Source organism: Streptomyces sp. NBC_01116 (assembly GCF_041435495.1).
Taxonomy (GTDB): Bacteria; Actinomycetota; Actinomycetes; order Streptomycetales; family Streptomycetaceae; genus Streptomyces.
In genome coordinates this window covers 4,051,560-4,070,160 of record NZ_CP108644.1, presented here as the reverse complement: position 1 = coordinate 4,070,160, position 18,601 = coordinate 4,051,560, and the positions used below count along the sequence as shown (strand labels likewise).

14 protein-coding genes, 4 tRNA genes and 1 other RNA gene are annotated in these 18,601 nt (G+C 72.6%); 10 read left to right on the top strand and 9 right to left on the bottom strand.

The genetic code is table 11. The annotated features are described in order from the left end of the window. From OG245_RS17775 to OG245_RS17760, 4 genes are read left to right on the top strand one after another with little or no spacing between them, the layout of a single operon-like run. The gene (locus OG245_RS17775) at positions 1-1,104 is read left to right on the top strand and encodes a hypothetical protein (RefSeq protein WP_371624486.1); all 1,104 of its coding nucleotides are present in this window, start codon (positions 1-3) and stop codon (positions 1,102-1,104) included. Further along, positions 1,101-2,120 (top strand): ATP-binding cassette domain-containing protein, encoded by a 1,020-nt coding sequence (locus OG245_RS17770; RefSeq protein WP_371624485.1) that lies wholly within the window; start codon positions 1,101-1,103, stop codon positions 2,118-2,120. The genes OG245_RS17775 and OG245_RS17770 overlap by 4 nt, the downstream gene beginning before the upstream one ends. After that, positions 2,120-2,971, top strand: a complete 852-nt coding sequence (locus OG245_RS17765; protein WP_371624484.1) for an ABC transporter permease — start codon at positions 2,120-2,122, stop codon at positions 2,969-2,971. The genes OG245_RS17770 and OG245_RS17765 overlap by 1 nt, the downstream gene beginning before the upstream one ends. Positions 2,972-2,975: 4 nt before the next feature. Next, the gene (locus OG245_RS17760; RefSeq protein WP_371624483.1) at positions 2,976-3,815 is read left to right on the top strand and encodes an ABC transporter permease; all 840 of its coding nucleotides are present in this window, start codon (positions 2,976-2,978) and stop codon (positions 3,813-3,815) included. 346 nt (positions 3,816-4,161) lie between these two features. Here the strand turns inward: OG245_RS17760 and OG245_RS17755 are convergent. Next, positions 4,162-4,249 (bottom strand) — tRNA-Ser (locus OG245_RS17755). 143 nt (positions 4,250-4,392) lie between these two features. On the opposite strand from OG245_RS17755, the gene ffs reads away from it, so the two are divergent. The 6 genes from ffs (at position 4,393) to OG245_RS17725 (ending at position 13,489) form a co-directional block, all read left to right on the top strand. Further along, positions 4,393-4,487: signal recognition particle sRNA small type (gene ffs, locus OG245_RS17750), an RNA gene on the top strand. A 143-nt stretch (positions 4,488-4,630) separates the two neighbouring features. Continuing rightward, complete coding sequence (locus OG245_RS17745; protein WP_371624482.1) at positions 4,631-6,883, top strand: DNA polymerase III subunit gamma and tau; 2,253 nt, start codon at positions 4,631-4,633, stop codon at positions 6,881-6,883. Positions 6,884-7,045: 162 nt separating this feature from the next. Next, on the top strand, positions 7,046-8,296 hold the full coding sequence (purD, locus tag OG245_RS17740) for a phosphoribosylamine--glycine ligase (protein WP_371624481.1): 1,251 nt from the start codon (positions 7,046-7,048) through the stop codon (positions 8,294-8,296). Positions 8,297-8,700: 404 nt separating this feature from the next. Then, positions 8,701-10,377 (top strand): hypothetical protein, encoded by a 1,677-nt coding sequence (locus tag OG245_RS17735; RefSeq protein ID WP_371624480.1) that lies wholly within the window; start codon positions 8,701-8,703, stop codon positions 10,375-10,377. A gap of 495 nt (positions 10,378-10,872) precedes the next feature. Beyond that, the gene (locus tag OG245_RS17730) at positions 10,873-12,327 is read left to right on the top strand and encodes a N,N-dimethylformamidase beta subunit family domain-containing protein (protein WP_371624479.1); all 1,455 of its coding nucleotides are present in this window, start codon (positions 10,873-10,875) and stop codon (positions 12,325-12,327) included. Between the two features lie 247 nt (positions 12,328-12,574). Then, positions 12,575-13,489: a phosphoribosylaminoimidazolesuccinocarboxamide synthase gene (locus OG245_RS17725; protein ID WP_371624478.1), complete on the top strand. Its 915-nt coding sequence runs from the start codon at positions 12,575-12,577 to the stop codon at positions 13,487-13,489. 57 nt (positions 13,490-13,546) lie between these two features. Here the strand turns inward: OG245_RS17725 and OG245_RS17720 are convergent. The 8 genes from OG245_RS17720 to OG245_RS17685 form a co-directional block, all read right to left on the bottom strand. Then, positions 13,547-13,619 (bottom strand) — tRNA-Gly (locus OG245_RS17720). A 23-nt stretch (positions 13,620-13,642) separates the two neighbouring features. Next, positions 13,643-14,263, bottom strand: coding sequence for a response regulator transcription factor (locus OG245_RS17715; protein WP_003968028.1), 621 nt, complete (start codon positions 14,261-14,263; stop codon positions 13,643-13,645). Then, complete coding sequence (locus OG245_RS17710; RefSeq protein ID WP_371624477.1) at positions 14,260-15,606, bottom strand: sensor histidine kinase; 1,347 nt, start codon at positions 15,604-15,606, stop codon at positions 14,260-14,262. The genes OG245_RS17715 and OG245_RS17710 overlap by 4 nt, the downstream gene beginning before the upstream one ends. Before the next feature lie 59 nt (positions 15,607-15,665). Beyond that, complete coding sequence (locus OG245_RS17705; RefSeq protein WP_371624476.1) at positions 15,666-16,487, bottom strand: ABC transporter permease; 822 nt, start codon at positions 16,485-16,487, stop codon at positions 15,666-15,668. Continuing rightward, positions 16,484-17,518 (bottom strand): ABC transporter ATP-binding protein, encoded by a 1,035-nt coding sequence (locus tag OG245_RS17700; protein WP_371624475.1) that lies wholly within the window; start codon positions 17,516-17,518, stop codon positions 16,484-16,486. The genes OG245_RS17705 and OG245_RS17700 overlap by 4 nt, the downstream gene beginning before the upstream one ends. A 177-nt stretch (positions 17,519-17,695) precedes the next feature. Beyond that, a tRNA-Gly gene (locus tag OG245_RS17695) sits at positions 17,696-17,768 on the bottom strand. A 79-nt stretch (positions 17,769-17,847) separates the two neighbouring features. Continuing rightward, positions 17,848-17,919, bottom strand: a tRNA-Gly gene (locus tag OG245_RS17690). 269 nt (positions 17,920-18,188) lie between these two features. Then, positions 18,189-18,524, bottom strand: a complete 336-nt coding sequence (locus OG245_RS17685; RefSeq protein WP_215110039.1) for an Lsr2 family protein — start codon at positions 18,522-18,524, stop codon at positions 18,189-18,191. Positions 18,525-18,601: the final 77 nt, after the last annotated feature.

Below are 18,601 nucleotides of genomic sequence, written 5' to 3'. Positions count from 1 at the left end.
ATGACTGCCGCACCCCGCCCGATCAGCCTCTCCACCGTGATCATGGCTCACCCACGCCGCCAGGCAGCCGCAGAGCGGTTGTCCGCAGCCCACCCCGAACTGGCGGCCGTGGTCGTCACCGACCCCGAACCGGACGGCCCGTCGTCCGCCCTGCGCACAGCCCGTCTCGCCTGGCAGACGGTGGCGCCCTCGGCCACTCATCACCTGGTGATCCAGGACGACGCGATTCTCGCTCCCGGGTTCGCCGAACGGGTGGGGGCCCTCGTCGCGGCGAGGCCGGACGCCGCCATCAGCCTGTTCGCGGAGTGGGGATCACGCACCGCCAACGCCGTCCGCGCCGCGGCCCTGTTGGGCCACGACTGGGCTCCGGTGGTCGACGACTACCTGCCTTCCGTGGCGCTCGTACTGCCCGCTTCCCGGGCACGGTCCTTCGCGGAGTACGCCGCGGCGAACACCGTGGCCGACGCCACGGACGACGTCACCCTTCTCGATCACCTGACCGATATCGAGAAGCTCACCCCGGTCGTACAGCCGGTGGATCACGCCAACCCCCCCAGCCTGGTCGGCAACGACGTCATGGGGCCGCGCAACTCCGCCAACTACGGCCCCCTCGGTGCGGGGGCCTCGGTCGGGTCCGGCTCCAGCACTCTGCCGACGCCGAGCGCCGTGCCCTACTTCTGCTGGTGGGAGCAGCTGGCCGTGGTCTACACCCGCGACGACTCCGCGCCGGACGGCTGGCGCCGCGGTCCCGCCGAGGAGACCCTGCTGGAACGGGGCATCGGGAGGGAGGAGACCGTCGGACCTCTGCGCGAGGCGCTGGACGTTCTGCCCCACCGCTCCCTGGTCCACGACCGGGTCAGCGACGTCCTGCTCGCCGAGGTGTGGACCACGGCCTTCACGCTCGGAGCCGTGCTGCACGACCTGGGCGGGGCGGTGGACCCGGGCCGTCCCCCGGCGCGTTCCGCACTGGCCACCCTCGCACCGGGGGCGCTGCGCCGGGTCGTCCCCGTCCAGTGGCTCCCCGCGGTGGGCGAGCTGCTCGCGCCGCTGGTGGCCACCGCCGTGCTCAGGGGCTCCGAGGCCGCGGGCAAGGCCGCCTCATGACCGGCGTGGAGCCGGTGATCGACGTCGCCGGGGCGGGAAAGACCTTCCGGTCCTTCGACGCGGGTGACCGATGGAGTGTCCGACGGCCCCTGCGGCGGCGGAAGGCGCGACGCTCCGTCGCCCTGGCCGATGTGGATCTCCGTGTCGGCCAGGGGGAGTTCGTGGGGCTGCTCGGCCAGAACGGGGCAGGCAAGTCGACGCTCATCAAGCTGATGACGGGCCTGCTGCTGCCCGAGACCGGAACGGTCCGGGTCAGGGGCCTGGACCCGTACGCCGACCGCGAGCGCAACGCGCGCACCATGGGAGTCACCTTCGGGCAGCGCACCCAGCTCTGGTGGGACCTTCCGGCGCGGGTGTCCTTCGACATCCTGCGGGACATCCACGGACTGGCCGAGCCCGTCTACCGTTCCGCCCTGGCCGAACTCGACGGTGTCCTCTCGCTGTCGCCGTTCTGGGACACCCCGGTCCGCTTCCTCTCCCTCGGCCAACGCGTCAGGTGCGACCTGGCGGCGGCCCTGCTGCACCAGCCGCAGGTGATCTTTCTGGACGAGCCGACGGTCGGCCTCGACGTCCTGGTCAAGGACCAGGTACGGGCCCTGCTGGCCAGGCTGGCGGCCACCGGGGACCACGCGATCATTCTCACCACGCACGACATGGGGGAGGTCGAGGCGCTCTGCGAGCGGATCGTGGTCATCGACCGCGGCCGGGTGGTCCATGACGGGTCACGGGAGGGGCTCGCCGCCGTATCCGGTGACCAGCACACCTTCGTGGTGGAGTTCGAGGCGCCGCCGCCCACGCTGCGGCTGCTGACCGCCGAGGTCGTCTCCGCCGACGGGCCCACCGTGCGCGTCCGCCCGCTGCCCGGGTCCGACCGCATCGAGGTGACCGCGGAGCTGCTCGCCGCCCACCCCGTGCGTTCGGTGGTGTACGAGGGCACCAGAGTCGAGGACATGCTGCGCACGCTCTACGGCCGTTCCCACGAGGAAGCGCCGACGGCGACGGGACGGGCCGGGTGATGACGCTGCCCTCCCCGGCCCGCCCCGTGGGCCCGAGTACGGCAGCCGGCCGTCCACGCGCCTTTCGGCTCGCGTTCCTTGTCCCGCGCACCGAATGGGCCTACAAGCCGCGCATCGTCGCCACGACGTTCGTCATCGTCACCCAGGTCTTCCTGTACGTGCTGCTCTGGCGCGCGCTGTACGGGGAGGGCAGTCAGACCGTGGTCGGTCTCGACGCCTCTCAAGCCATTACCTACTCGGTGCTGGCCACCCTCATGGGGACCGGCAGGGTCGTTCTGGAGGGAGCTTCGCAGGAGACCGCGCAGAGCAAGATCCGAGACGGATCGGTCGTCTTCTGGTTCGTACGACCGCTGGCGGCCCGTCGCTACTGCGCCTGGCGTGGTGTGGGGGAGGGGCTCTACGCCACGGCCTGGCTCTGCGCCGGGCTGGCCATCGGCCTGGCCACCGGACTCGTGTCGGCTCCCCCGACCTGGACGGCCACGGCGGTGGCGGTCCTCTCGTACGCGCTCGGCCAGGTGGTCTTCTACCAGATCGGCCTGCTGGTGGACCTGACGAGTTTTTGGACGATCACCAGTTTCGGGGTGAACCGGTTGGTGGCGTTCGCCCAACTGCTGTTGTCCGGCGGCCTCGTCCCGCTGTGGTTCTTTCCCGACTGGTTCCGGATGGTCGGCGAGCATCTGCCGTTCGCGGCGACGATCCATGTGCCGGTCTCGCTCTACACCGGGCGCATCGCAGCCGCCGACGCCGGCTGGTTCCTGGCGGAACAAGCCCTCTGGGGAGTGCTGCTGACCCTGGCGGGCCGCTTCATGTGGCACCGCGCCGCCCGCCGTCTCCTCGTCCTTGGTGGCTGATCCGATGAGCACGAAAACCTCTGCCGCTCCCACCCCAGCTGTTCCGGTCGGCCGGCTGCGGCTGGCCACGGTCATCCTGCGGGCCGGACTGCGCAGCCAACTCGCCAATCGCGCGGACTTCGCGATGGCCGTGGCCAACGGTGTGACGTACCAGATCACCGTGGTCCTCTTCGCCACCGTCATCTTCAGCCGCTTTCCCGCACTGGATGGCTGGGAGCTCGGTGAGATTCTGCTCGTGAGCAGCATCCGCATGGTGGGCCACGGCCTGTACATGCTCTTCTTCGGAAATCTGGGACTGATCCCGCATCTGTTGCGCGAAGGCCGCTTCGACGCCTTCCGCACCCGCCCGGCACCGACCTTGCTCCAGGTGTTCACGTACGAGGCGCCCGTCAACGCACTGGGCGACCTGGTGGTGGCCGCGGTCTCGCTCAGCGTCTGTCTGTCCCTGCTGGACATCGAATGGTCGGTCGGGGCAGTGCTGTTCCTCATCCTGGCCATGGTGTGCGCCACGGTGATAGAGCTGGGCCTGAACCTCCACATCGCCGCGCTCGTGCTGCGGTTTCGGGGCAGCGAGTCGCTGTTCTTCTGGCTGGACAACACCGCGGGAACCTTCGGAAACTACCCGCTGTCGGTCTTCCCGACCATTCTGCAAACGGTGTTCACCTTCGGTGTCCCGATCGCTTTCGCGGGCTACTACCCGGCCGCCTGGCTGACCGGCCACACCGACACGGTCCCCTTCTCGCAGGCCCTGGTGTACGCCTTCCCGCTGGTGGCCCTGGCCGTGACGGCACTGGGACTCGCCGCCTGGCGCCGCGGACTGGCCTGGTACTCGCGCAACGGGTAGACCGAGACCGAACCACCGACGTCGTATCCCGCAGACGTGTCCAGCGTGATGGGCGAGGCCGTGGGGAGACCAGCGGCCTCACCCCACGTACCTCACATGACCGCGGTCGGGGTCCACACCCTCCTGGCCTCGCGACGCACTCTGGGGCACCGCGCCGGAGGCGGGCGAAGAGGCCGGTGAGGCCCGAACCAGGGTCCCTCAGGCCGCGACTGAGACGGAAGATCACGAGGAGCCCACCGCCCAGCGACGCGTGATCGAGACCGGTCCCACTCGGGCCAGCACGCGAAGAAGGCCCTGACCAGTCGAAACGTGTCAGGGCCTTCTTCGTATTGCCCGGTGAGAGCAATGGCGGAGGATACGAGATTCGAACTCGTGAGGGGTTGCCCCCAACACGCTTTCCAAGCGTGCGCCCTAGGCCACTAGGCGAATCCTCCGCCGCAAACAATACAAGACGTTGGAGGGTGCTCGCGAACACGTTCGCCGAAGATCGTCCGGAGGGGCCTGCCGGGCGGTTCCGCTGTCGTCCGACGGGGCGGGCGGGTGGACCGGAGGGGGTGGGGATCCGCTAAGGTGGGCGTCAGCCCCTCACGTGGCGCTATCTGACTGAACTCCCCCAGGGCCGGAAGGCAGCAAGGGTAGGTCGGCTCTGGCGGGTGCGTGGGGGGCCCTTTGCGTTCCGGGGCGTTGTCGCCGGGGCGGCACCGGGGGACCGGGCAGTCCCGGGGGTGCCGGGTGGGTGCCGTGCGGTGGTCCGGCGGGGAGGGGCTCGGGCGGCGTGGGGCCGGTTGTCGGTGGGCCCCGATAACCTCGTAGGTGTGTCGTCCCTTGCGCTGTACCGCCGCTACCGCCCCGAGTCGTTCGCCGAGGTCATCGGTCAGGAGCATGTCACTGACCCGCTCCAGCAGGCCCTGCGGAACAACCGGGTCAATCACGCGTACCTGTTCAGCGGGCCGCGCGGCTGTGGAAAGACGACCAGCGCGCGCATCCTCGCCCGCTGTCTGAACTGCGAGCAGGGGCCCACGCCGACCCCGTGCGGGGAGTGCCAGTCCTGCCAGGACCTCGCGCGCAACGGGCCGGGTTCCATCGATGTCATCGAGATCGACGCCGCCTCGCACGGTGGTGTGGACGACGCCCGTGATCTGCGCGAGAAGGCGTTCTTCGGGCCCGCCTCCAGTCGTTACAAGATCTACATCATCGACGAGGCGCACATGGTCACCCCGGCGGGCTTCAACGCCCTGCTGAAGGTGGTCGAGGAGCCGCCGGAGCACCTCAAGTTCATCTTCGCGACGACCGAGCCCGAGAAGGTCATCGGGACGATCCGGTCGCGTACGCACCACTATCCGTTCCGGCTGGTTCCCCCGGGGACCCTCCGTATCTATCTCGCCGATGTCTGCGGGCGGGAGAACAGCACCGTCGAGGACGGCGTCCTTCCGCTCGTCGTGCGCGCCGGGGCCGGCTCCGTGCGTGACTCGATGTCCGTCATGGACCAGCTGCTGGCCGGCGCGGGCGACGACGGTGTGACGTATGCCATGGCCACCTCGCTCCTCGGGTACACCGACGGCTCCCTGCTCGACTCGATCGTGGACGCCTTCGCCGCCGGCGACGGTGCCGCCGCCTTTGAGGTCGTGGAACGGGTCATCGAGGGCGGCAACGATCCCCGTCGGTTCGTGGCGGACCTCCTGGAGCGGCTGCGCGATCTGGTGATCCTCGCCGCCGTGCCCGACGCCGGCGAGAAGGGCCTCATCGACGCCCCCGCCGATGTCGTCGAGCGCATGCAGGCCCAGGCCTCCGTCTTCGGCGCCGCCGAGCTGAGCCGCGCCGCCGATCTGGTCAACGACGGGCTCACGGAGATGCGCGGGGCCACCTCGCCGCGGCTCCAGGTGGAGCTGATCTGCGCCCGGGTCCTGCTGCCCGCCGCCTACGACGACGAGCGGTCGCTGCAGGCCCGCCTCGACCGGCTGGAGCGCGGGGCCTCGGCCGCCGCCACCGCCGGGTTCGCCGCCCCGCCCGCCGCCGCGGCGCCGATGGCGTACGCACCGGGCCCCGACGTCCACGCCCCGCAGGCCCACGCCCCCCAGGGCGCGGGTCCGGACACGGCCCGGGCGGCCGTACGGGGCGAGGCGCCCGCCGCTCCCGCACCAGCGACGCCCCCCGCCTACGCACCGCCCGCCGCCCAGCAGGCTCCCGCCGAGGCCCCCCCGGCCGCCCCGCAGGCCGCCGAGCCCGCCCAGCGGCCCGGCTCCTGGCCCGCGGCGGCCGGCGGGGACCAGGCCCGGCGCCCCGGCGGCTGGCCCACCGCGTCCGCACCCGGCAGCGGACCGGCCCCCGCCGCCACCCCGCCGCCCGCCGCCGCCCGGGCCGCCTCGCCGGCCCCCGCCGCGCCGGTCGCGCCCGAGGGCGGTCAGAGCATGGCCCAGGGCGCCGCCCAGGTGCGGAACATGTGGCCGGACATCCTGGAGGCGGTCAAGAGCCGCCGGCGTTTCACCTGGATCCTGCTCAGCCAGAACGCCCAGGTCGCCGGGTTCGACGGGACGACGCTGCGGATCGGCTTCCTCAACGCGGGAGCCCGGGACAACTTCGCGAGCAGCGGCAGCGAGGAGATCCTCAAGCAGGCCCTCGTCGAACGGTTCAACGCCCAGTGGCGCATCGAGGCGGTCATCGACACCTCCGGTGGCGGCGGGATGTCCCCGGGCCCCGGCGCGGGCGCCGGACGTCCCGCCCCGCAGTACCAGCCCGCCCCGGCAGCCCCCGCAGCCCCGGTCGCGTACGAGCCCCGGCCCCAGCACTCCGCCCCGCAGCAGTCCCCGCCCCCGCCGCAGGGGCAGCACGCGCCGCCCTCCCAGCAGCAGCCGCCGGCCTCCGCGCCGCCGCAGGGCCGGGAAGCCTCACCCGCCCCCGAGTCCTCCCACAGCTCGTACGGGGCGGAGCCGCCGCGCAACGTCGCTCCCGAGGACGACATCCCGGAGGCAGACGATCCGGATCTCGTCGACTCCGCCCTCTCCGGTCACGAGCTGATCGTCCGCGAGCTGGGGGCCACGGTCGTCGAGGAGTTCACCAACGAGCAGTGACCAGCAGTGACTGGCAGTGACCAGAAGTAATCGGCAGTGACGGGCAGCGGCGCGGCGAGGCGTACGGGCGGGGTGCCGCGGTGACGGCGAGCACGCGAGGCCCTCTGTCCACGGACCGGCGGCCGTCCGGGCTCCCCGCGCCCGGCGGCTAGGCTGCACCCCGTGAAGGTCCTCGTCATCGGCGGCGGCGCCCGCGAACACGCCCTGTGCCGCTCTCTGTCCCTCGACCCCGATGTCACCGCTCTGTACTGCGCCCCCGGCAACGCCGGCATCGCAGAGGTGGCCGAACTGCACCCGGTCGACGCGCTCGACGGTGACGCCGTCGCGCGCCTCGCGGCCGAGCTGGGCGCCGGGCTGGTGGTCGTCGGCCCGGAGGCGCCGCTGGTCGCCGGGGTCGCCGACGCCGTACGCGCGGCCGGCATCCCCTGCTTCGGCCCCTCCGGCGAAGCCGCGCAGCTGGAAGGCTCCAAGGCGTTCGCCAAGGACGTCATGGCCGGCGCCGGCGTTCCCACCGCCCGCAGCTACGTGTGCACCACCCCCGCGGAGATCGACGAGGCCCTCGACGCCTTCGGCGCCCCGTACGTCGTCAAGGACGACGGCCTCGCGGCCGGCAAGGGCGTCGTCGTCACCGACGACCTGGCCGCGGCCCGGGCCCACGCGCTCTCCTGCGACCGCGTGGTCATCGAGGAGTTCCTCGACGGCCCGGAGGTCAGCCTCTTCGCGATCACCGACGGCACCACCGTGTTGCCGCTCCAGCCCGCCCAGGACTTCAAGCGCGCCCTCGACGGCGACGAGGGCCCGAACACCGGCGGCATGGGCGCCTACTCCCCGCTCCCGTGGGCGGACCCCAAGCTGGTCGACGAGGTCCTCCAGTCCGTGCTCCAGCCGACCGTCGACGAGCTGCGCCGACGCGGCACGCCCTTCTCCGGGCTGCTCTACGCGGGCCTCGCGATCACCTCGCGGGGTGTGCGGGTCATCGAGTTCAACGCCCGCTTCGGCGACCCGGAGACCCAGGTCGTGCTGGCCCGGCTGAAGACCCCGCTGGCCGGTGTCCTGCTCGCCTCCGCCAACGGCACCCTCGACACCCTCCCGCCGCTGAACTGGCGCGACGACGCCGCGGTCACCGTGGTCATCGCCTCGCACAACTACCCGGACACCCCGCGCACCGGCGACCCGATCGACGGGCTCGCGGACGTCGCGGCGCAGGATGCCCCCGACGCGTACGTCCTGCACGCCGGGACCCGCGCCGAGGGCGGCGCGGTGCTCAGCGCTGGCGGCCGGGTGCTCTCGGTGACCGCGACCGGCAAGGACCTCACGGCGGCCCGGGAGCGTGCCTACACCGCGCTCGGCCGGATCCGCCTGGACGGCTCCCAGCACCGTACGGACATCGCGCTGAAGGCCTCTCGGGGCTGACCTGCCCCGGTCGGCCCCGGTCGGACCGTTCGGCCCGGCCGGCGGGCCGGCCCAGCCCGGACGGCCCCGGTCGGCCCTGGACCTCGCGCCCCGCAGCCCCTCCGCCCGCCCCTCGTATGCCACCGGCGTACGCGGAAGGCGCGAGGGGCTGCCGCTTGTCCGGGCGCGACGGCGAGCGGTCGGCCGGGATGCTTGCCCATGGACGCGAACACGTCAGCAGCTTTGCCCAAAGCCATTCCATCGGGTGACGACTGCGCCATCCGGATGACGGCTGCCGGAGCCCCAACTAGGGTGCGGCGCAAGCGTTCGGGCACTTGGCCCACCGACATTGCGATGTCGGTGACGGGTGCCACAGTGGGGGAGTGAGCAACACCGTCGCGTGGCAGAGGGGGTGACGTCCGGCCGTGTCCGGTATCGATGTGGGTGAGGAGCTGGGGGCGCGGGCCGCACAGGCCCGAGCGCTCTCCCTGCTGCGGATCCGCAGCAGAGCACTGGCCGTGGCGATCCTGCCCGCGGCCGTCGCCGTCGTGCTCTTCGCGGCGGGCGCGCAGGGCCACCTGGCCGGTCCGGCCTGGGACACCGTGCGCTGGACGGTCCTCGGCGTCGCGGTCGTCGTGCTGCTGGTGACCGTCCTGGTCGCCGTCTCGGTGGCCCGCGCGCGGCCCGCCATGAGCCCGACCGTGCCCGTGCCGGAGGGAGGGGCCCCCGACCTCTACCGCCTGGTCCGCGACCTGGCCGACCGGCTGGACGTGCCCGCGCCCTCGGCCATAGCGCTCACCCCGGACTGCGACAGCTGGCTGGAGGACCGGACGCACCGCGCGCTCCGGAGGGGCCCGGTGGCCGCGGCGGAGGCCGGGGACACCGCCCCCGTCCTGGTCATCGGCTCGCCGTTCCTGTGGTGGATGCGGGTCGCCGAGCTCCGTGCGGTCCTCGCCCCCGTGGTGGCGGGCACCGGCCCGTCCGCGCACCCCGACATAGCCGCCGCCCGCCGCTTCGTACGCGGTCTGGACGCCTCGATCGCCGATGCCGCCGGCCCCTGCCGGGGCACGGTGCGCGGCGCTCCGCTCGCCTTCGCCGGCTGGGTCTCCCGGCTGCTGCTGCGGGCCTGCCGGGACCATGCCGCCGAGATGGAGCGCTGCGTGGCGGCCGCCGCGTCCATGCGGGCCCAGACGGTCGACCACGGGCTGCGGATCTCCGCCCAGGAACAGGTCGGCCTCGCCTACGCCGGCTGGGACCGGCTGCTGACCCGGGTGGCGCTGCCCGCCTGGCGGATGGGCCGCTGGCCCTCCCGGCTGGACGCCGGTGTCGTCTCCGCGCTCACCGAGCTGTCCCGCCGCGACCGGCTCGCCGACGGCTTCGCCCTGCGCCTCGGCGAGCGGCCCGCGTGCGACCTGCTGGAGGAGCCCGGGGTGGCCGACGAGGCGGCGTCCCTGCTCGCCGCGCGGCTCTTCCACGGCGGCCCCGCCGAGAGCGGTCCGGGCTGGGCGCCGGTGGACTGGCAGCAGTATCCCGACGAGGTCGTCGACCGGAAGTGGCGTTCGGAAGCGGCTCGGCTGCACCGGGTCCTGGACACCCTGGGCGTCCCCCGTGCCTCCGCCGCCGACCCGGCCGTGCCGACCCTGGCCCGGGTCATGGAACATCTTTCCGGTCCCGGCGGTCCCGGCGGTCCGGGCGAGGAGCTGGCGGCCGGCATCGGCGCCGCGGTCGCCCGTGAGGAGGCCGAGGCCCCGGGCCACGGCGGCCCGGGGCACAGTGGCCCGGGTCACGGTGCGGCCGACGATCCTCTCGACCTCTGGGGGCCCGGCCCACTGCCCCTCTTCCCGCTCCAGCCGCCGCGTACGGGCACCGAGCTGCTCGCCGACCACGTCGCGGCCATGGTCTGCTGCGCCGCCGTGGACACGGCGGGCGCGGCCCCCGGCCTCGACTGGCTGGACGGCCCCGCCCTGCTCGTCGGCGGCGAGCGCCGGGCGGACCTCGCGACCCCGGTCCTCAGCCTCGTCGAGGACGGCGATCCGGACCCGCTGCTGTCCTGGCTGGCCGAGGTGGGAGTGCGCTCCGACAAGCCGGTCCGGCTGGTCTGAGCGCAGGCCGGTCCGGCTGGTCCGAGCACAGGCCGGTCGGCTGGCCCGTCCGCCAGCCGGTTGGTCCGACCGCAAGCCGTTCCGACCGTTAGCCCATGCGGCTGGTCCGGCCACACGACCGACGGGTCCGACCCCTGGGCCGATTGCCCCGGCACAAGCCCGTTCGACTGGTCCGGCCACAGGGGCGACGGGTCCGACGACGAGCTCCGGCCGGTACGACGACCAGGACGACGACCGGTAGAAGGACCGGTACGACGACCGGTACGACCAGGCGGAACAGGCCCTTCGACAGGCCCTCCGACAGGCCCATCGACAAGGCCATCGACAAGGCCATCGGCAAGGCCCGAAGGCTTCCCGGCCCCGTCAATTCGCGACGAAGGGTGACGAACCGCGTGCGTTATGTGATGTGCTGGGGACCGGCGCTGACATTCGGCGCACCAGAGTTGTCCGGGGGATCCCCAGAGCAGTCCGAGGGATCCGAGGGAGGGGCGCGGCATGGGGGCGGAGCAGATTCGCCGGTGGGAGTCGGGCGCCCTCGCGCACGCGGTGAGCGATCCCTTCGGGCAGGGCCCGCTGCCGTGGTTGCGCGGCAGTGAGAATTACTTCGACGACACCGGTCAGGTGGTCCCCTGGTACGCCGATCTCGCCCGCTCCACCGGCGGCGGCACCCGTACCGCCGACGACGTGCACCGCCAGATCAAGGGCTTCGTCTCGCCCGGCGCGGCGGCCCCCGGCGAGGCCATCGACTTCCACATCACCGTGGACCCGCCCCAGCAGTTCTCCGTCGACGTCTACCGGATCGGCCACTACGGCGGCGACGGCGCGTCCAAGATCACCACGAGCCCGCGGCTCTCCGGCATCGTCCAGCCCCCGCCGCTCGCCGCCGACCGGACCGTCTCCTGCCACCACTGGTGGATGTCCTGGCGGCTCCAGATCCCGAGCTACTGGTCCGTCGGCGCGTATGTGGCCGTCCTGACCACCGCTGACGGCTACCGCTCGCACATCCCCTTCACCGTGCGCCACGACCACCCCGCCGACCTGCTGCTCCTGCTGCCCGACATCACCTGGCAGGCGTACAACCTCTACCCGGAGGACGGCCGTACCGGCGCCAGCCTCTACCACGCGTGGGACGAGCGGGGGCGGCTGCTCGGCGAGGAGGACGCCGCCGTCACGATCTCCTTCGACCGCCCGTACGCCGGGGCCGGCCTGCCGCTGCACGTGGGGCACGCGTACGACTTCATCCGCTGGGCCGAGCGGTACGGCTACGACCTCGCCTACGCCGACGCCCGCGACCTGCACGCCGGCCGCGTCGACCCCAGCCGCTACCGGGGCCTGGTCTTCCCCGGCCACGACGAGTACTGGACGCTGCCGATGCGCCGGGCCGCCGAGCGTGCCCGGGACTCCGGCACCTCGCTCGTCTTCCTCTCCGCCAACACCATGTACTGGCAGGTGGGCCTCGCCCCGTCGGCCTCCGGCGAGGCGGACCGGCTGCTGACCTGCCGCAAGCGTCGGGGGCCCGGGAAGTCCGCCCTGTGGCGCGAGGTCGACCGGCCCGAACAGCAGCTGCTGGGCATCCAGTACGCGGGCCGGGTGCCCGATCCCCGCCCGCTGGTCGTGCGCAACGCGGAGCACTGGCTCTGGGACGCCACGGGCGCGGTCGAGGGCGACGAGATCCCGGGCCTGGTCGCCGGCGAGGCCGACCGCTACTTCCCGCGCACCAGCCTGCCCGAGCACGACAACCGGATCCTGCTGGCCCATTCCCCGTACGAGGACTCCGAGGGCGCCACCCGGCACCAGGAGACCTCGCTCTACCAGTCCCCCTCCGGCGCGCTCGTCTTCGCCTCCGGCACCTTCGCCTGGTCCCCGGCCCTGGACCGCCCCGGGCACACGGACCCCCGGATCCAACGGGCCACGGCCAACCTCCTCGACCGGATCTGCAAGCGGGACTGACCGGGGTGGAGGAGCGCGGCCGACCGGGGCGGAGGACCGCGACCGACCAGCAGGCGCGAGCAACACGATCGACCGGCCCGGGGACCGCGACGGACCGGTCCCGGGGACCACGACCGACCAGTCCCGGCACCCGCCACCGACCCGGTTCATCGAAACCCGGCACCGGCCACCGGCCCCCGGGGCGAGAACCGGGCCGCGGATACGGGACAATCGGAACCGCTCCTGGATCAATCTACGCGGAGGCACCGTGTCCGGTTTTGTAGAAAAGCCCGAGCCCGTACAGGTTCCGGGCCTCACCCACCTGCACACCGGCAAGGTGCGTGACCTGTACCGGAACGAGGCGGGCGACCTCGTCATGGTCGCCAGCGACCGTATCTCCGCGTACGACTGGGTCCTGCCCACCGAGATCCCCGACAAGGGCCGCGTCCTCACCCGGCTCTCGCTCTGGTGGTTCGACCAGCTGGCCGACCTGGTCCCCAACCACGTCATCTCCACCGAGCTGCCCCCGGGCGCCCCGGCCGACTGGGCGGGCCGCACCCTCATCTGCAAGTCGCTGCGGATGGTCGAGGTCGAGTGCGTGGCCCGCGGCTATCTGACCGGCTCCGGGCTCGTCGAGTACGACGCCACCCGTACGGTCTGCAACATCGGCCTCCCCGAGGGCCTGGTCAACGGGTCCGAGCTGCCCGGCCCGATCTTCACCCCGGCCACCAAGGCGGCCGTCGGCGACCACGACGAGAACGTCAGCTACGAGGACGTCGCCCGCGAGGTCGGTGCCGAGACGGCCGCCGAGCTGCGGCGCACGACGCTCGACGTCTACCGCCGGGCCCGGGACATCGCGCACGGGCGCGGGATCATCCTGGCCGACACCAAGTTCGAGTTCGGCTTCGAGACCACCGCGGACGGGACCGAGCGGCTGATCATCGCCGACGAGGTGCTGACCCCGGACTCCTCGCGCTTCTGGCCCGCCGCCACCTGGGAGCCCGGCCGGGCGCAGCCCAGCTTCGACAAGCAGTTCGTGCGCGACTGGCTGACCTCGCCGGCCTCCGGCTGGGTCCGCGCGAGCGAGCAGCCGCCCCCGGCGCTGCCGCAGGAGATCGTGGCGGCGACCCGCGCCAAGTACATCGAGGCGTACGAGGTGCTGACCGGCACCAACTGGTCGTAACGGCAGCCGGATACGCGAGAAGCCCCGGTCCGAGAGGACCGGGGCTTCTTCACTCGGAGCGGACGACCAGGTTCGAACTGGCGACCTCAACCTTGGCAAGGTTGCGCTCTACCAACTGAGCTACGTCCGCAGTGCGCCGCAGCGCGATGCCTACTATACCCAACCCCGCTCACGTGCGAGACGCACTGCCGTGTGCCGGTTCTCCGCACCGATCTTGGTGGCGGCCGAGGAGAGGTAGTTGCGGACCGTCCCCTGGGACAGGGAGGCCCGCTCCGCGATCTCCGCGACCGGTGCCCCGTCCGCCGCCAGTTCGAGCACCTCGGCCTCCCTGGCGGTCAGCGGGGAGTCCCCGGCGGAGATGGCGTCGGCCGCCAACTCGGGATCGACGTAACGGTTTCCGGCGTGGACGGTGCGGATGATCTCCGCCAGTCGCCGGGCGCTGACCGTCTTCGGCACGAACCCCCGTACGCCGGCGGCCAGCGCCCGCTTGAGGTGCCCGGGGCGGCCGTGGCTGGTCACGATCATGGTGCGGCAGTGGGGCAGTTCGGTCCGCAGCGATGTGGCGACCTTCACACCGTCCGCGCCCGGCATCTGGAGGTCCAGGACGGCGACGTCGGGCCGGTGCGCCAGGGCCATCGCCAGGGCCTCGGGGCCGCTCGCGGCCTCCGCGACCACGACGAGGTCCTCCTCCAGGGCGAGCAGCGCGGCCAGCGCGCCCCGGATCAGGTGCTCGTCGTCGGCCAGCAGGACCCGCAGGGGCTGCGCGGTGGTCATCGTTCCTCCGGGAGAGCGGGAGAGGCAGAGGGTTCGGGGGACGGTGCGAGGTGGCCGTTCGGGTCCGGGCGGTGAGCCGTGAGCGGCACCGTCGCCGTCACCCGGAAGAGATCGTCCCCGGCGGGTCCGGCGGTGAGCGATCCGCCGAGCGCGCCGAGCCGTACCCGCAGCCCGGCCAGGCCCGAACCGCCGCCGTCGTCCTCGTCCGCGCCGCCGAGCGGGCGGGTGGCGCCGGCCCCGTCGTTCTCGACCTCCAGGACCACCGCGTCCCGTCTCCGCGCGAGCCGGATCCAGCAGTGGCGGGGGTCGCCGTGGCGCAGGACGTTCGTCGCGGTCTCGCGCACCACCCAGCCGAGCGCGGCCTGGACGGCGGCGGGGGCCCCGATGCCGGCCGGGCCGTCCGCGCCCTCGACGGTGCAGGTGATTCCGGCGGCCTGCAACACACCCCGCGCTCCCATGAGTTCAGTGGGCAGGTCGGCCTCCCGGTAGCCGCGTACGACATCGCGGACCTCCTGCTGGGAGGCGCGGGCGATCCGCTGCACCTCGACCATCTGGTCCATCGCCGCGGGGTTCCCGCGCTGGGCCAGCTCCACGGCCAGCTCGCTCTTCAGGGCGATCACCGACAGGTTCCGGCCGAGCACGTCGTGCATGTCCCGGCCGAACCGCAGCCGCTCCTCCGCCACCGCCAGCCGGGCCTGCATGTCCCGCGCCTCCTCCGCCTGCCACATCACGGACAGGCTCCAGACGCTCGGCCGGGCCGAGACGAGCACCAGCAGGGTGACGACGACCAGCGAGACGACCGCCCCCAGGAGCAGCCCGGCCGGCACCCCCACGGCCGCCAGGAGTCCCAGGACGGTCGCCGAGAAGACGGTGGCGTGGAGCAGGAACGTCCGGACCGGGACGATCAGGACGTACGGGATGAGGAACGCCACGGGCAGGTCCAGCACCAGCAGCACGAGCCCCTCGTCCTTCACGCCTCCCACCGCCGCGAGTGCCACCAGGAGGCCGGTCATCAGCACCTGGAGCGCGACGGGCAGGCGCAACCGCCCCGGAGGGAACGGCTCCGTCCTCCGGTAGTCGTCGAAGGCGGGGGTCAGATTGCGGTTGCTCAGCACGGACTGGGCGAGGTTGGCGGCGAGGAACGCCGCTCCCAGGGCCATCGCCACCGGTCCCTCGTCCAGGGTCTCGCCGAGCGGCAGCAGCCCCCAGGACACCGCGAAGAACCAGGTGATCGAGCAGAGCGTCAACCGGGTGTAGAGGTCGATGCGCTCCAGCTTGCTGCGCTCGTGCCAGTCGCGCCGCCAGCCCCGTACCCGACCGATCACATCTCTCAGCCCCTTCATGTCAGCCGCGCCGCCGTCCCCGTACGCGACCGGTCACAACACCCCTCGGCCCCTTCATGTCAGCCGCGCGGGTCCCAGCGGAACCACCGTCGCACAGCAAACACGCCGAAAGCGGTCCAGGCCAGCGCGGTCACCCCGGCCGTGAACAGGTCGCCGCTCTCCACGCCGCCGAGCCAGCCGTGCCGGACCAGGGTCATCACGCCCGTCATCGGCAGCAGCTCCAGGACGGAGGCCAGCCTGTCCGGGAACACCGCCAGCGGGACGAACAGCCCGGAGCCGAACATCGAGACGAAGAACAGTGGCAGGGTGGTGAGCTGTGAGGTCTGCACCGTCCGGGTGATCGCGGTGGTCGCCGCCGCCAGGGCGGACATCAGGACGAAGCCCAGCAGCAGTCCGGCCAGCAGGAGGTCGGGGCGGTGCGGGGCGCTCAGGTCGAAGGCGATGGCGCCGGCCACCACCAGCAGCACGCACTGGGCGAGCGCCAGCGCGACGGACGGCAGCGCGGTGCCGATCAGGATCTCGCGGTCGGAGATCTCGCCGGTGCGCAGCCGCTTCAGGACGAGTTCCTCGCGCCGGGCGACGTAGGCGGAGACGAGGTTCATGTAGACGACCTGGACGAGCACCATGCCGATGCCGCCGGTCAGGGTGGCGCCCGCGACGGTGAGCCCGGTGCCGCCGAGGTCGATCTGTTCGAGCGAGGACCGCATCGCGAAGATCATCGTGATGGGCAGCAGCAGGGCCACGACGATCGCGGTCCGGTTGCGCAGCAGGAGGATCAGCTCGGCGCGGCCGAGGGCGGTCAGCCGCCGGGCCACGGCCGCCGTGCCCGTGGGGGAGGCGGCGGACGTCCGGTCGCGGACGGGGGTCGTGGTGGTCGTCATGCCGTCACCTTCTTCGTGCTCTTCGTGCTCTTCGTGCTCTTCGCGCCGCCGGAGCGGGCGGAGCGGTCGTCGGCCCGGCGCGGGTCCTGGTCCCGGGGCGCGTGCTGGGTCTTCGCGATGTCGAGGAACGCCTCTTCCAAGGAGGCGGAGCGGGCGTCGAGGCCGTGCAGCCGTACGCCGGACTCCCGGGCCCACTCCAGGAGTTCGTGCAGCGACTCCTGGAGGGCGGGGGTGCGGATCTCGACCCGGGACCCTTCCGCCGCGGCCCGCAGCGAGAGCGGCAGGCGCGCCGCCGGCACGGCCTCGGGCAGCACGAACCGGATCCTGGCGGGCTGCTGCGCGGTCACCTCGGCGATGGTCCCGGTCGTCACGATCCTCCCCTGGTGCATGATCGCCAGCCGGTCCGCGAGCGCCTCGGCCTCCTCCAGGTAGTGCGTGGTCAGCAGCACGGTCGTGCCGTTGTCCCGCAGCGCCCGGACGAGCTCCCAGGTCTCCTGCCTGCCCTCGGCGTCCAGCCCGGTCGTCGGCTCGTCGAGGAAGAGCACCTCGGGCCGGGACGTCAGGGCCAGCGCCAGGTCGAGGCGGCGCTTCTCACCGCCGGACAGCTGCTTGACCCGTACGTTTCCCCGGCCGGTCAGGCCGACCATCTCCAGGGCCTCGCCGGCGGGGCGTGCGCCGGTGGTGCAGGCCGACCACATGCGTACGGTCTCCATGACCGTGAGGTCGGAGGGGAAGCCGCCTTCCTGGAGCATCACCCCGGTACGGGGGCGGACGGCGGCGCGTTCGCGGTACGGGTCGTGGCCGAGGACCCGTACCGTCCCGTCGGTCGGCGGCGCCAGGCCTTCGAGGAGTTCCACGGTGGAGGTCTTGCCCGCGCCGTTCGTCCCGAGCAGGGCGAACAGTTCGCCGCGGGCCACGGAGAAGGAGATCCCGGACACGGCCTCGAAGCCGCCGGCGTAACGTCGGCGGACCTCGTTCGCCTCGATCACGGGACCGTCCACGCGGTCGCTGAGAATGTCGTCGCTGGTCATGCTTCAAGGTTTCCGCCGGAACGAACCCGCGAGCAGTGCGCGCTGTCACCACTGCGCATGACAAACGTCATGCGGGGCTCCGGGCGTCATGCGGGGCTTCGGGGGAGCGCGGGGCTCCCGGGGAGTGCGGGAGCACGACAAAGGCCCTGACCGAGAAGGTCAGGGCCTTTGATGCTGAGCGGACGACCAGGTTCGAACTGGCGACCTCAACCTTGGCAAGGTTGCGCTCTACCAACTGAGCTACGTCCGCAGTGCAGCCACTCGGCTTTCACCGGTGGAGCGAGCACTACTCTACCTGATCCAACGAAGTGGTCCGAAGAGTCGTGCAGAGCGGGTGACAGGAATTGCACACTGCGCCTTCCCCCTGGAAGGGGGATGTTCTACTACTGAACTACACCCGCACGCTGCGTGGGATTCGGCTTTGCGGCCTCGCCCCTCGGCGTGCTCCAGACTCTAGCCGACCTGCAGGGGTGTCGCGCAAGTCGGCTCCCCGAGGGCCCCGCGGAACGGGCCCCCGGACCCGGCCGGCGGGGCGCCCGGGGCCGCCTGACGGAGCGTCCGGATCCCGGGCCCGCTGCCCCCGGCGGTCCGGCCGGTCCGCCCGGTCCGGAGTCGGCGCGAGGGGTCCCGCCGACACCGCGGCGGTTCGGCCGGCGGTGACCGCCGCGGCTCAACTCGCCGCGTCGAACGCCTCGTAGACCTTCTTCGGGATGCGGCCCCGGGCCGGCACCTCCATCCGGTGCGAGCGGGCCCAGGCGCGGACGGCCGCGGGGTCCGGGGCGAGGGAGGTGTGGTGGTAGGCCGTGGGCGTCCTGCCGTGCTTGCTGGCATTTGTCTGCTTTCGGCCGGCGGCCACGTAAGGAGCCAGGGCCTTCCGCAGTTTCTTCGCATTGGCGGGATTGAGATCGATCTCGTACGTCTTCCCGTCCAGGGCGAAGGTCACCGTTTCCGCCGCTGCTCCCCCGTCGATGTCGTCGGAGAGCGTCACCACTACGCGCTGAGCCACGGATATCGGTCCTTTCCTACGGCGCCCGCGCGTCCTTCGTGCGCGGATGCCTGCCTTCCGGCTGCCAGGCGGGCGGA

Excerpts from the sequence above, each read along its gene's own strand:
- OG245_RS17710 (WP_371624477.1), bottom strand. The coding sequence starts at position 15,606 with ATGAAGGGGCTGAGAGATGTGATCGGTCGGGTACGGGGCTGGCGGCGC.
- OG245_RS17765 (WP_371624484.1), top strand. The coding sequence starts at position 2,120 with ATGACGCTGCCCTCCCCGGCCCGCCCCGTGGGCCCGAGTACGGCAGCC.
- OG245_RS17700 (WP_371624475.1), bottom strand. The coding sequence starts at position 17,518 with ATGACCAGCGACGACATTCTCAGCGACCGCGTGGACGGTCCCGTGATC.
- OG245_RS17770 (WP_371624485.1), top strand. The coding sequence starts at position 1,101 with ATGACCGGCGTGGAGCCGGTGATCGACGTCGCCGGGGCGGGAAAGACC.
- OG245_RS17715 (WP_003968028.1), bottom strand. The coding sequence starts at position 14,263 with ATGACCACCGCGCAGCCCCTGCGGGTCCTGCTGGCCGACGACGAGCAC.
- OG245_RS17730 (WP_371624479.1), top strand. The coding sequence starts at position 10,873 with ATGGGGGCGGAGCAGATTCGCCGGTGGGAGTCGGGCGCCCTCGCGCAC.
- OG245_RS17760 (WP_371624483.1), top strand. The coding sequence starts at position 2,976 with ATGAGCACGAAAACCTCTGCCGCTCCCACCCCAGCTGTTCCGGTCGGC.
- OG245_RS17705 (WP_371624476.1), bottom strand. The coding sequence starts at position 16,487 with ATGACGACCACCACGACCCCCGTCCGCGACCGGACGTCCGCCGCCTCC.
- OG245_RS17775 (WP_371624486.1), top strand. The coding sequence starts at position 1 with ATGACTGCCGCACCCCGCCCGATCAGCCTCTCCACCGTGATCATGGCT.